Annotated in this window: 11 protein-coding genes; 7 read left to right on the top strand and 4 right to left on the bottom strand. The window is 62.8% G+C overall.

The window, feature by feature from the left end:
* Positions 1 to 3 precede the first annotated feature (3 nt).
* On the top strand, positions 4 to 1,266 hold the full coding sequence (locus P3T43_RS12565) for an SfnB family sulfur acquisition oxidoreductase (RefSeq protein ID WP_429281370.1): 1,263 nt from the start codon (positions 4 to 6) through the stop codon (positions 1,264 to 1,266).
* Positions 1,266 to 2,636, top strand: coding sequence for an LLM class flavin-dependent oxidoreductase (locus P3T43_RS12560; protein ID WP_429281369.1), 1,371 nt, complete (start codon positions 1,266 to 1,268; stop codon positions 2,634 to 2,636). Before P3T43_RS12565 ends, P3T43_RS12560 begins: the two co-directional genes overlap by 1 nt.
* Before the next feature lie 94 nt (positions 2,637 to 2,730).
* Here the strand turns inward: P3T43_RS12560 and P3T43_RS12555 are convergent, their stop codons facing one another.
* Positions 2,731 to 3,840, bottom strand: a complete 1,110-nt coding sequence (locus tag P3T43_RS12555) for an alkene reductase (protein WP_429281368.1) — start codon at positions 3,838 to 3,840, stop codon at positions 2,731 to 2,733.
* A 69-nt stretch (positions 3,841 to 3,909) separates the two neighbouring features.
* Positions 3,910 to 5,019: an alkene reductase gene (locus P3T43_RS12550; protein ID WP_429281367.1), complete on the bottom strand. Its 1,110-nt coding sequence runs from the start codon at positions 5,017 to 5,019 to the stop codon at positions 3,910 to 3,912.
* Between the two features lie 311 nt (positions 5,020 to 5,330).
* Between P3T43_RS12550 and P3T43_RS12545 the strand changes: the two genes are divergently transcribed.
* The gene (locus P3T43_RS12545) at positions 5,331 to 6,467 is read left to right on the top strand and encodes a Gfo/Idh/MocA family protein (RefSeq protein ID WP_429281366.1); all 1,137 of its coding nucleotides are present in this window, start codon (positions 5,331 to 5,333) and stop codon (positions 6,465 to 6,467) included.
* A gap of 129 nt (positions 6,468 to 6,596) precedes the next feature.
* A complete protein-coding gene (locus tag P3T43_RS12540) occupies positions 6,597 to 8,099 on the top strand; it encodes an MFS transporter (protein ID WP_429281365.1) in 1,503 nt (500 codons plus the stop codon).
* A 55-nt stretch (positions 8,100 to 8,154) separates the two neighbouring features.
* On the opposite strand, the gene P3T43_RS12535 is transcribed toward P3T43_RS12540, so the two are convergent.
* Positions 8,155 to 8,928: a hypothetical protein gene (locus P3T43_RS12535; RefSeq protein WP_429281364.1), complete on the bottom strand. Its 774-nt coding sequence runs from the start codon at positions 8,926 to 8,928 to the stop codon at positions 8,155 to 8,157.
* 217 nt (positions 8,929 to 9,145) lie between these two features.
* Entirely contained in the window at positions 9,146 to 10,087 is a 942-nt protein-coding gene (locus P3T43_RS12530; protein WP_429281363.1) for a LysR substrate-binding domain-containing protein, read from the bottom strand.
* Between the two features lie 197 nt (positions 10,088 to 10,284).
* On the opposite strand from P3T43_RS12530, the gene P3T43_RS12525 reads away from it, so the two are divergent.
* Genes P3T43_RS12525 through P3T43_RS12515 form a run of 3 tightly spaced genes read left to right on the top strand, consistent with a single transcriptional unit; the run spans position 10,285 to position 13,277 of the window.
* Complete coding sequence (locus tag P3T43_RS12525; RefSeq protein ID WP_429281362.1) at positions 10,285 to 11,457, top strand: branched-chain amino acid ABC transporter substrate-binding protein; 1,173 nt, start codon at positions 10,285 to 10,287, stop codon at positions 11,455 to 11,457.
* Between the two features lie 13 nt (positions 11,458 to 11,470).
* On the top strand, positions 11,471 to 12,016 hold the full coding sequence (locus P3T43_RS12520) for an L-2-amino-thiazoline-4-carboxylic acid hydrolase (RefSeq protein WP_429281361.1): 546 nt from the start codon (positions 11,471 to 11,473) through the stop codon (positions 12,014 to 12,016).
* Positions 12,009 to 13,277 (top strand): Zn-dependent hydrolase, encoded by a 1,269-nt coding sequence (locus tag P3T43_RS12515; protein ID WP_429281360.1) that lies wholly within the window; start codon positions 12,009 to 12,011, stop codon positions 13,275 to 13,277. Before P3T43_RS12520 ends, P3T43_RS12515 begins: the two co-directional genes overlap by 8 nt.
* The last annotated feature ends 76 nt before the right edge of the window (positions 13,278 to 13,353 follow it).

Genomic DNA, 13,353 nt, shown 5'->3' with positions numbered 1-13,353 from the left:
CCCATGACTTTCGATCTTTCCGTAGCAACCCGCGACAACGCGGCGGCGAACGCGCTGCCTCCTGAACTGCACGCATCGCGCGGGCCCGACCTGATTACCGACGACGCGCACGCGCTGCTGACGGCGCAGCGCCTTGCAGCGACCTTCGCGCCGGAAGCGGCGCTGCGCGATCGCGAACGACGCTTGCCGTGGGCCGAACTCGACGCGTTCGTCGCGAGCGGCCTGTGGGGCATCACCGTGCCGCGCGAATTCGGCGGTGCAGGCGTGCGCAATGGCACGCTCGCCGAAGTGACGACACTGATCGCGGCGGCCGATGGCTCGCTCGGTCAGATTCCGCAAAATCATTTCTACGCGCTGGAAGTGCTGCGCGTCGGCGGGAGTGTCGAACAACAGCGTTTTTTCTACCAACGTGTGCTGGCGGGCGAGCGCTTCGGCAATGCGCTCGCCGAAATCGGCCACAAGGATTTCAAACGCCGTACGCGGCTGACGCGCGATGCAAACGGCTGGCATGTCGAGGGCCGCAAGTTCTATTGCACCGGCGCGCTCTACGCGCACTGGATTCCCACCCTGGTGGTCGCGGACGACGACGGACGCGAGGTCACCTACCTTGTCTTCATTCCGCGCGATACGCCGGGCGTGACGGTCACTGACGACTGGGACGGCTTCGGTCAACGTGTTACCGGAAGCGGCTCGGTGCAGTTCGAACAGGTGCGTGTCGAGCCCGAATGGGTCGTGCCGTTCCAGGTATCGTTCGAACATGCGACCACGATCGGACCGGTCGCGCAGATCATGCACGCGGCGATCGATCTGGGTCAGGCGCGGGGCGCTTTCGACGCTGCCTTGCAGTTCGTGCGCGAGCGTTCGCGTCCGTGGATCGATGCCAGGGTCGAACGCGCAGCGGACGACCCGCTCACCATCGCGCAGTTCGGCGACCTCGCGGTGCGCCTGCGCGCAGCGGAAGCGTTACTGCGTCGCGCGGGACGCTTCGTCGACACGGCGCAGGGACATCCAACGGATCGCTCGGTGGCGGAGGCTTCCGTGGCGGTGGCCGAGGCGCGGGCGCTGACCACCACCGTGTCGCTGGATGCAGGTTCGCGCCTGTTCGAACTCGCCGGCACGGCGGCCACACTCGACGGCCTGGGGCTCGATCGTTTCTGGCGCAACGCGCGCACGCATACGCTGCATGACCCGGTGCGCTGGAAGTATCATGCGGTGGGTAACTTCTATCTCAACGACAAGCTGCCGCCGCGGCACGGAGCCTTGTGATGGCGAAGAAACAGATTTTGCTCAACGCGTTCAACATGAACTGCGTGGGTCATATCAACCATGGCTTGTGGACGCATCCGCGCGATCGCTCCACGGACTATCGCCTGCTGCCGTACTGGACCAATCTCGCGCGCACGCTGGAGCGCGGCTTGTTCGACGGCCTGTTTCTGGCCGACATCGTGGGCGTCTACGACGTTTATCAGCACAACGTGGACGTCACGTTGCGCGAGTCGATCCAGTTGCCGGTCAACGATCCCACGCTGCTGATATCGGCGATGGCCGCCGTCACCGAGCACCTCGGCTTCGGCGTCACCGTCAACCTCACGTACGAACAGCCTTATCTGCTGGCACGCCGCTTCTCGACGCTCGATCATCTGACGCAAGGACGCATTGGCTGGAACATCGTCACCGGCTATCTGGATAGCGCAGCGCGGGCGATGGGACTGAACGAACAACTACCGCATGACGAACGCTACGAACGCGCGGACGAGTATCTCGACATCCTTTACAAGCTCTGGGAAGGCAGCTGGGAAGAGGGCGCGGTGCTGCGCGACAAACTGGGCCGCGTGTATGCGGATCCGGCCAAAGTGCATGCGGTGAAGCATGCAGGGCGCTACTACAACGTCGAGGGCCATCACCTCGCCGAGCCGTCTCCGCAACGCACGCCGGTGCTGTTCCAGGCAGGCAGTTCCGGACGTGGACAGCAATTTGCCGCGCGCCACGCCGAGTGCGTGTTCATCTCGCCGCCGAACCGCGCGGTTGGCCGCGAAACGGTGCGAACGTTGCGCGAACAACTGGTTCAGGCCGGCCGGCGAGCGGACGACGTCAAGGTATTCGTCGGCGCGGCGGTTGTAACCGGCGCGACCGAACACGAGGCACGTGAGAAGTACGCGGATTATCTGCGTTATGCGAGCCGCGAAGCAGGGCTCGCGCATTTCGCTGCCAGCACCGGCATCGACTATGCGCAATACGACCTCGATGCGCCGGTCGACTATGCGCCCACCAACGCCATCGAATCGGCTACGCGTACGGCGAAACAGCACGGCTGGACTCGTCGCAAGCTGCTCGAGATGTTCGAGCTGGGCGGCCGTTATCCGGCCATCGTGGGCACGGCCGCCCAGGTGGCGGATGAACTGCAGGCGTGGGTCGAGGAAACCGGTGTGGACGGCTTCAATCTCAGCCGCACGGTCGCGCCCGAGAGTTACGAGGATTTCATCGACCTGGTCGTGCCGGAACTGCAGAACCGTGGGCTATACAAAACCGCCTATGCTGAGGGCACCTTAAGAAAGAAGTTGTTCGGCGAGGGTGACCGGTTGCCCGCACGGCACACGGCGGCGAGTTTTCGGCGTCAGACGGCGGACATCGTATAGGCGCACGTGCACGCTCTCCGGGGGGATTGAAGAGCGTGCATCCTTTTGCGTGTGCGATCACTCAGGCCGGGCAGGCTGAGTGCCTGTGGGGCCATTACGCAGAGCGCCTGATTGCCTGATCCTGATAGGCGGGATAGTCGGTGTAGCCGACATGCGTGCCGCCCCAGAATGTCGAACGGTCGTATTGGGTCAGGGGCAACCGCTGCTGAAGGCGGTGTGGCAGATCGGGGTTGGACGTGAAGTAGCGGCCGAATGCGACGAGGTCAGCATCTCCCTTGCGCAGGATTTCTTCCGCGCCATCGCCGTTGAAGCCGCCAGCGGCGATGATCGGCCCGTCGAAGACCTTCCGCAGCAGAGCCGACGCCACCGGCTTCTGATGTTCGTCGAGCGTTTCGACGCCTTTGACCCTTGGCTCGATGACGTGCAGATAGGCGATGCCGAGCCGGTTCAATTGCTCCGCCGCATACGTGAAGGTCGCCTCGGGATTCGAGTCGGAGATCGAGCCCCACTGTCCGCTTGGCGACAAGCGCACGCCTACGCGATTTGCTCCCCACACCGATATCAGGGCGGTGACGGCTTCGATCAGAAAACGCGCCCGTTTTTCGATCGTGCCGCCGTATGCATCGGTGCGCCTGTTGGTGCCGTCTTGCAGGAACGTGTCGGCCAGGTAGCCATTGGCAGAGTGCAGTTCAACGCCGTCGAAACCGGCCGCGAGCGCGCGCTCGGCGCTTCTTCGGTAGTACTCGATAACAGTCTGGATCTCGGCAACATCGATCGCGCGGTGCATCGAAACCGGCACCCAGCCGTTGTGCGTCAATGCTTCACCTTCGAACGGTACCTCCGACGGGGCGATCGGCGCGGGTCCGCCAGTCAGGTCGACGTGCGACTGGCGTCCGTCGTGTCCCAGCTGCATGAAAATGTGGCCGCCCTGCGCGTGGACCGCATCTGCAATCTTTTTCCAGCCCGGAATGTGCGAGTCTTCATAGATGCCCGGCGCGCCGAGGTAGCCCCGGCTGTCGTATGACACGTGGGTCGATTCCGTGATGATCAGGCCACCAGCGGATGCGCGCTGGCTGTAATACTCCAGCATCAGGTCGCTGGGGCTATCGTCCGGATTGGCGCGAAGACGCGTGGTGGGTGCATGCACCACGCGGTGATCCAATGTGTAAGGGCCGAGTTGAAGCGGCGAAAAGAGCGGGTTCATCGTGATGCCTGCTGAGTGTCGAGTGAGATTGGCGCGGCGACGGGGCGAAAGCCGGGATACGTACCCCGCTTACGCTGCCACCGTGTCGGCGCTGTACACCGGGTAGTCGGTATAGCCCACGTCGGTGCCGCCGAAGAAGCTCGGGCGGTCATACGGATTCAGCGGCAACTGCAGGCGCAGACGCTCGGGCAGATCCGGATTGGCGATGAAGTCGCGGCCAAACGCGACCAGATCCGCATCGCCCGCCTGCAGGATGGCTTCGGCCGAATGGCCCTTGAAGCCGCCGGCGGCGATGAGCGTTCCTTTGTAGTGCTTGCGGATCAGTTGTGCGGCGACCGGGTTCTGATCCTTGTTCTCGTCATCCACATTGCCCAGCACACGCGGCTCGATCAGATGCAGGTAGGCCAGCTTCAGTTCGGCCAGTTGCTCGGCGACATACGTGAAGAGGCCTTCCGGGTCGCTGTCGGACATGTCGCCCCAGGTGCCGCTCGGGCCAAGGCGCACGGCCACGCGGTCGCTGCCCCACACCGAAATGACGGCCTGGGTGGCTTCCATCAGGAAACGGGCACGGTTTTCGAACGAACCGCCGTAGATGTCGGTGCGCTTGTTGCTGCCGTCCTGAAGGAATTGATCGAACAGGTAGCCATTGGCGGCGTGCAATTCAACGCCGTCGAAGCCGGCTTCCTTGCCGCGAACGGCGGCAGTCCGGAAGCTTTCGACGAGTTCAGTGATTTCGGCAACGGTCAGCGCGCGGCTAGGCGTATTTGGAATCCAGCCCGCTTCGGTATACGCAACGCCGCCGTGCAGCACGGCGGACGGCGCGACCGGCTGGGCGCCGCCGGGTTGCAACTGGCTGTTGGATTGACGGCCGGCATGGTAGAGCTGCAGGAAGATGCGGCCACCCTTGGCGTGCACGGCGCTCGTCACCTGTCTCCAGCCGGCAATCTGACTATCGTCGTAGAGGCCGGGCGCGCCCAGGTAGCCGTTGCCGTTGGGCGCGGCGATGGTGGCTTCGCTGATGAGCAAGCCGTCTTTCGAGGCACGTTGTGCGTAGTACTCGGCCATCAGAGGACCTGGCTTGGCGCCGGCTTCGGCACGCATGCGGGTCAGCGGTGCCAGCACCACGCGGTGGGCGAATTGGTAAGGACCGACTTTGACTGCCGAATGAAGTTTGGACATGAATTCCTCGCGATTGAGTGGCTGCCGACGTTCCATCAGCAGCGGCCTTTCGACCTTGAGGAGCAGTGTATGGGCGGACCGGGATAAGAAAAACAGGCTAAGGTTCCGAATATATCGGACAGAGATGTCCTTAATAGCCTTCTCGCAGTGCTGCGACGGCTAGCGTCAGCGCGTCGCCCCTTCAGAGCGAAATCGGACTGGAATGTCCGGAATGATCGGAATCGCAGCCCATTTATCTTCAGGCAGCCGCGCTCTACGATTCGTGCGTCGCTACGCAGAGCCTCTGCGCAGCTCCGAATGGGAGAGTTCTCGTGAACAACATCGTCAGTCGAGCAACAGGCCCGGCCAAAATCCGGGTGGGCGTCGTCGGGCTGGGCCATTGGTCGGAATATGGGCACCTGCCTTCGCTCAAGCTGCTGCCGGAGTATGAATTGACGGCGGTCTACAGCCGTAACGCCGACAAGGCAGCCTCGCTGGTTGCGCGCCACGGATTCAAATACGCCGCAAGCTCGCTGCAGGAACTGGTATCGCATCCCGAAGTCGATCTCGTGCTCGTCCTGACGCCCGCGTTCCAGCACGAAGAGGGCATCCGCGCGGCCATTCTCGCCGGGAAAGACGTCTACTGCGAATGGCCTCTTACGCCGAGCACGGCTTTGTCCAGAGAACTGCTCGAGTTGGCCGACACGGCTGGCGTGCGCACCCTCGTAGGTCTGCAACGGCGTCTCAATCCGGGCTACCGTTATGTGCGAGATTTGCTTGAACGCGGCGAAATTGGCGAAATACGCTCGGTGCGGCTGCACGTGAGTGTTCAGTATTTCCAGAAGGAACGGCCTGCTTCGCTGTACTACACGATTCCCGAAGAGAATTTCTCCAGCCTGCTGTCGATCTACGGCGGGCACTTCCTGGACGCGCTGTTCACGACGATGGTTGGCTTTCCTCAGAGCCTGTCGGCGCTGACGGTGAATCAGTTCAAGGAAGTCACGCTGATAGAAACCGGTGAAGCACTACCGCACAGCAGTCCAGACCAGGTCGTACTGGCAGGGACATTCGCCAATGGTGCCGTTCTGACGGTGCATCTCGAAGCGGGAAAACGCAATAATTCCGGCGTGCAGCTCGACATTACCGGCAGCAAGGGCGACCTGAAAATTTCGAACCCCACCAGCTTTGGCGACGCATTCAACCGTATCGAGATCGCGCGGGGCGATAGCCAGCCGCTGATAGCGCTGGCCATTCCACCGGAATATGAATGGGTGCCCCCGAGTGAACTCCGAGCGAGTGTCGTCGAACTGGCGGACCTGTACGTAGCCCACGCACGCGATGTGGCGACCGGTTCGACGCTCGCGCCCACTTTCGCGGACGCGCTTCGCATGCATGAACTGATGGATGCGATCGTGGAATCGGATCGCACGGGCCAGCGTGTGCCGCTTTCGTTCAGCACGCCCGGTTGAGGTGCATGGCAGGGGCGGAGAAGAGGGCTGCGGCAGGCGCAGATTTGCATATATGAATTCGTCGTTTTGCCGATACAGCGCGCATGGCTACCATGCAACGCTTCAGCGACTCGCGCGAACGCCGACATCATGTCCACTGTTGCTTTTCCGTCGACCGCCGTCGACACGCCAGCACAGGCGGAAAGTGCCGCCCAGCCAGCCATCATCCGCTCCGCTCAGGATGTCTCGCGCATCGTCAACGCGGGTGCTGCGACGGGCAGCAATGCCCGCATCGTGATTGCGATCGCACTGGGCGGGGTCTTTCTCGACGCCTACGATCTCACGTCGCTCGCGTACGGCATCAAGGACATCGCGCGCCAGTTTTCACTCTCGCCGGTGCAGGTGGGCTTCGTTTCGTCTGCGATCACGTTTGGTGCAATTCTCGGTGCGCTGTTCGGCGGCTACCTGACGGATCGGATCGGACGGTATCGCGTGTTCATGGCCGACATGCTGTTCTTCGTGGTCGCGGCCATCGCGGCGGGTCTGGCGCCGAATGCCTGGGTGCTCGGTGGGGCGCGCTTTCTGATGGGCTTCGGCGTGGGCCTCGATCTGCCCGTGGCAATGGCCTTTCTGGCGGAGTTTTCGCGCGTGGCGGGCAAGGGCAACAAGGCCGCGAGCGTGGCCGCATGGTGTCCCGCGTGGTATGCAGCGACGAGCACCTGTTATCTGCTGATCCTCGGATTGTATGCAGTCCTGCCCGAACATCATCTGGGCTGGCTGTGGCGTCTGACGCTCGCGTTTGGCGCGGTGCCCGCCATCGTGATCATTCTGGTGCGCAGCCGCTATATCAGCGAATCGCCGGTGTGGGCCGCGAATCAGGGTGATCTGGAGGGCGCGGCGCGAATTCTGAAGGGCACTTATGGCGTGGATGCGGTGGTCGAGAAGAGCGCAGCGCCGCTCAAGGCACCGCGTGCCGCATCATGGCGCAACTATGGCGTGCTGTTCAACCGCACCTACCGCAGCCGGACGATTCTCGCCGCCACGATCGGCGCGGCATCCTCATTCGGCTATAACGCGATCATCTTCGGCTTGCCGGTGATCATCACCCGTTTCTTCCATCAGGGGCCGCTGACGACCATCATCGCTGCGCTCACGCTGAATCTGGTGTTTGCCTTTGTCGGCGGATTGATCGGCGTCCGTACCGCGCCGAGCGTCGGTGCATGGAAGATGACCGTGCTGGGGCATTCGCTGCAATTCGCGTCGCTGATCGGGCTCGCATTGATCGGCAAACCGGGGAGTGGTCTGCTGGTCGTGCTGGCGATCCTGCTGCTGGGCGGCTATCTTTTCGGGCAAGGCTTCGGACCCGGATCGCATTCGATGACCTATGCATCGCTCAGTTATCCGACCTCGATTCGTGGGATCGGCGTGGGTTTCAACCAGACACTGGTGCGTTCCGCTTCGACGGTATCGCTGTTTCTGTTTCCGGTTCTGTCGGCCGCGCTGGGAACCAAGGTGTTCTGGTTGATTGCGGTCGCGCCGCTGACTTCCTTGCTGGTATTGCTGGCGATTCGCTGGGAGCCGTCCGGTTACGACATCGACGCAGAGGACTATCTGGATCCGCTTGCCGTGGGTGGAACGCCGGCAAACGCGTAAGCGTTCGAACGAGGTAGGTGTATCGACCCGGAGGCTCTCGCCTTCCCGCCGCCGCTCAGTTTTCGGACGCCGAAGCAGAGGCTTCCTTTTCAGCCGGGTCACGCGGCGTTCGAGCTTCGAGCCAATTGCGCAAGAGCCCGGCCGCCAGCGTGCCGAGGATCAGCGATATATACAGGGCCACGAGATTGTGGCGCCACACCTCGAGCGTTGCGAGGTGACCGGCCAGTTTTGGATCGACAGCCGGCAGGCTGACATGCATGGAGACAACGGCTTGCTTCATCCGCAGGAAACCCGCTGCTGAGAGCAGCGGCATGCCAACCAGCACAGCCAGCAGCGCCGGCTTCGCGCGATGGACGCGCGGATAGTGGCGCAAGCGCAGCCACAAGCCGAGGCAACCGTGCAACCAACCCGGCGCCAGCAGCGCGAGTTGCAAGCCTTGTGTACCGCTCGTAATCAGCAGGACTACGATGCGTTCATAGTTCGGCTCGAAGCCATAGAGCGAACCTGCCAACCGGGTTGCAACTGCGTGGCGGATCAGCAGCAGCGGCAGACTGAGACCGGCCCACAGACGCACCCACTCGGTTGCCGAGAGCGTCCAGTGGCGGCGTCCATAGATCGTGTGCAGTGCCAGCGAAAAATGCAGGGCCGCCGCACCATATAGAAGAATCGTGCCGAGCCAGCTACGCCAGAGCCACAAGGCGAGCATGAGACCGCGACCCGCAAGATCGAGCGACCAGATGCCGAGCGCGTGATTGATCAGATGAAGAAAAAGATAGATCAGCAGGGTCACGCCCGATACGAGCTGTAAGCGCCGCAGAACGACTTGCACGGAGACTCCTTTGTCAGGGATGAGTGCCTCGGCCGATCGCCGGATCGCCGGATCGCCGGAACGCCGGATCGTCCTGACGACGTTGATTCTATCCACACGGATGTGTCGTCTTTCTTGCAGTACCTCCGGCGGGGACGGATTATTCCCGGCGGACCCACCAACCGGATTGCGGGGCACGGAATGACTGCGTCCCGGCGAAGCCCCTGAAACGCATGTTCTAACGCCCGAGTCTGTGACGCAGCAACGGCTGCTGCACGGGCGCCTGCGGCCTGATCGTCTCGAGCAGCCACCTCGCCAGCCGCTCTGCGCCATCGGGCAACTCGGCATCGGTCCGGCGGCACAGGTAGTAGTCGCGCCCATCGTCGAGTTCCTGGTCGAACAGTTTCACCAGTTCTCCTGAAGCCAGTTCCCGCTCCACCAGCGGCTGCCTGAGCAGTGCCGCGCCAAGTCCTGCCTGCGCCGCATTGAGCGTCAACTGTCCGTCCTCGAACAGCGGACCCACGGTCCGCGTCACCTGCCGCGCGCCGCCGCGCTGCAGCCAGTTTGCCCACGTGCTGCGATCTTCATCATGCACGAGCGGCACCGAGGCCAGATCGACGGGCCGCCTGAAGGGACCATAGCGCTTCAGAAACGCCGCGCTGCAAACCGGCACGACCGCACCCGATAGCAGGCGCGTGCTGGTATAGCCCGACCAGTCGCCCGTGCCGAAGCGGATCGACAGGTCCGCGGCGTCGCTCAGGTAGTTGCGGTGATGGGCGTAGCGCACGTTGATATCCACGTCGTCATTCGCGGACAAGAAGGTTTGCAGGCGCGGAATGAACCATCCAATGCCGAACAGCGGAATCAGACTGATGGTGATCTGACGCAGTGAAGTGCGGTCGCGCACGAAACCCGTTGCACTGCGCAGAACCGAAAACGCGGTACTGATCGACCGGTAGTAATCGCGGCCCTCGTCAGTGAGCGCGAGCGCGCGCCCCTGACGCGCCGTCAGCGGTGTTTGTACGAAGGTCTCGAGCAATTGCAACTGATGACTGACCGCCGACGGCGTAATGTCGAGTTCGGCCGCGGCAGCCGTCACGGAGCCATGACGGGCGAAAGCCTCGAAGGCGCGCACTGCACGGAGCGGCGGATCGTCGCTCAATTGTTCTATATTTTTCATGTGTCAAATTATATCGAATAATTGACAGGCCGTCATTCACGATAAAAACGCTTGTTTTCATGGGGTTGCGCGTATGTGCGAGGCGGCGCATATGCTTCGGATAATTCGGTATTAGGCGCGGGCAGCGGTAAAACATTAATATTTTTCATGTTTAAGCATTCGCATCCCCGCATCTCGAACCCCACGCTACCTCGAACATGAAAAAAATCTCAATCTCACTCCTCGCCGCGCTCGCGGTGGTGTCGTCAGCAGGCTTGGTCGGCGCAGCGCATGCGCAGGATGAACAGGTCGTGCTGATCGGGCTGGCTGCGCCGCTCACAGGTCCGTCGGCTCGTATCGGCAAGGACCTGCAAAACGGCGGCCAACTCGCGCTCGACGATGCCAACAAGACCCATCCGACGATCGGCGGCAAGCCGGTGGTCTACCGGCTCGTCGCCGTCGACGACCAGTCCGATCCGCGCACGGCCGTCACGGTCGCGCAACAGCTGGTCGACCAGCACGTGATCGGCGTGGTGGGCGACTGGAACACGGGTTGCAGCGTGCCGGCCTCGCGGGTCTACTACAGCGCAGGCATTGCGCAGATTGCCCCGGCATCGACCGGGCATCAATACACGGAGCAGGGCTACAACACGGCGTTTCGTATCATGGGTCACGACGATGCGAGCGGCGCCTACACGGGCGCCTACGCTGTCAAAACGCTCAAAGCGCAGCATATTGTCGTGATCGATGACCGCACGTCGTTCGGCGCCGGGCTCGCCACGCAGTTCATCAAAGGCGTGCAAAGCAATGGCGGTACCGTCATCGATCACGAGTACGTGGACGACAAGACCACGGACTTTAGCGGCGTGCTCACCACCATCAAGGCCAAACACGCGGATCTGGTGTTCTTCGGGGGTATCGATGCACAGGCAGCGCCGCTCGCGCGCCGCATGCGTCAACTGCAGATCAACGCGACGCTGCTGGGCGCGGGTGGCTTCGTCAGCCAGACGTTCCTGAAGCTGGCCGGGCCGGAAGGTGAAGGCGTGACCGCGCTCGAACCGGGCCGTCCGGTCGACCTGATGCCCGGCGGCAAGGCCTTCGATGCGCAATACCGCGCCCGCTACCACGCGCCGATCGAACTGCACGCGCCGTTCGCCTATGACGCAGCCGCAACCCTGATTGCAGCGGCTGAGCAAACCGGCTCGACTGATCATGCGAAACTGGTCGCGGCGCTGCATACCATCAACCGGCAGGGCGTAACGGGCACGATCGCGTTCGATCAGGAAGGCAACCTGAAGGACCCGGCGTACACGATCTACGAGGTCAAAGACGGCAAGTGGGCGGTCGTCGACGTGCTGGGTGGCAACACATCGCAGACGGCAGCCCGGTAAAGGAGGTTTTGTCATGACAAACGAATCGTCACAACCCCGCGAGGATGCCGATGAACGCATGGGCATCCTGGCCCGGCGGCGCATCGAGGCGGAAATCATCAAACCGATCTACGAGATCCTCAAACGCGATTTCGGCACGGACAAGGCGCAGGCGGTGATCGCCGAAGCCATCCGCGGCGCGGCCATCGAAGCGGGCCAGCACTTTGCGGCCCAGGAGCCCAACGGTACCAGCGTGGCGTCGTTCGTCGCCTTGCAGGTGCTGTGGGAGAAGGACGATGCGCTCGACGTGCAGGTGCAGGCGGCCGACGATCAGCGCTACGATTACGATGTGCACCGCTGCAGTTACGCCGAGATGTATCACGCCATGGGTCTCGGCGAGATCGGTCATCTGTTGAGTTGTGCGCGCGACAGCTATTTCATCGACGGTTACGACCCGCGCATCCAGTTGACGCGGACCGGCACGATCATGCAGGGCGCCACCCATTGCGACTTCCGTTACCGGCTGCGCGAAGGCGCTACTGCGTCCCGCACGGGTGAACCCGGAGCACGCCATGACTGACCGGTTCACGGGTAGGGAAGCGGCGCTGCGCGTCGACGGCGAACGGTTGTGGGCCTCGCTCGAACGCATGGCGCAGATCGGTGCAACCGCAAAAGGCGGCGTGTGCCGCCTCGCCTTGAGCGAAATCGACAAGGATGGGCGGGATCTGTTCGTGCAGTGGACGCAGGAGGCCGGATGCGCGGTGCGTGTGGACCAGATGGGCAATATCTTCGCCCGTCGCGCCGGCAAACGGGCGGATGCGGCGCCGATCCTGACCGGCTCGCATGCCGATTCGCAACCCACGGGTGGACGCTATGACGGCATTTATGGCGTGCTCGGCGCGCTCGAAATCGTACGTGCGCTGAACGACGCACAGATCGAAACCGAGCGGCCGATCGATATCGTGGTGTGGACCAACGAAGAAGGCTCGCGCTTCGCGCCGGCGATGATCGCTTCGGGTGTCTTCGCGGGGGTTTATCCTTTGGAGTACGGATTGTCGCGCACCGCGACGGACGGCACCACCATCGGCGAGGCCTTGCGTCAGATCGGTTACGCTGGAACCGAGCCAGTTGGCGGTTATCCGGTTCACGCGGCATTCGAATTGCACATCGAACAAGGGGCCATTCTCGAGCGCGGCGGTCATACGATTGGCGTCGTCACAGCGGGGCAGGGACAGCGCTGGTATGAAGTGACGCTCACGGGCGTCGACGCGCATGCGGGGACCACGCCCATGGAGTTGCGGCACGATGCGCTGGTTGGCGCAGCCCGCATGATCGAATTCATCGACTCGTTAGGACGCCGTCATTCGCCTCATGGACGGGCCACCGTCGGGATGATCAACGCGCGGCCGAATTCGCGCAACACGGTGCCGGGCGAATGTTTCTTCACGATTGAATGCCGGCATCCTGAGGCGTCCGTGCTCGATTCGATGGACGCCAGTTTGCGTGAGGCGCTTGCCGATATCGCCACGCGCACCGGCCTCGAAGCGCGCATCGAACAGATCTTCGACTATGCGCCGGTGGCCTTCGATCCGGCCTGCGTCAATGCGGTGCGCGAGGCGGCCCAACTGCTCGATTTGCCGCATGCCGATATCGTCTCCGGGGCCGGACACGATGCCTGCTACGTGGCGCGCGTCGCACCTACCGGGATGGTGTTCATTCCCTGCGTGGACGGCTTGAGTCATAACGAGGGCGAGGCCATTACGCCGCAGTGGGCTGAAGCCGGCGCCAATGTGTTGCTGCACGCAGTGCTGGCGAGTGCGGGCGCAGCTGGTTATCGTTAATCCTCCTGAATACCGGCCGGAGTCCGCCCCCGGCCGTTTAGCGGGCGCGCCCACCGTGAGTCCGTAACCGTGCGCG

This window comes from Paraburkholderia sp. GAS41 (assembly GCF_050436545.1).
In the GTDB taxonomy this organism is placed as follows: domain Bacteria; phylum Pseudomonadota; class Gammaproteobacteria; order Burkholderiales; family Burkholderiaceae; genus Paraburkholderia.
Note: the sequence above shows the minus strand (reverse complement) of the source record. Positions and strands in the feature narration are given on the sequence as shown.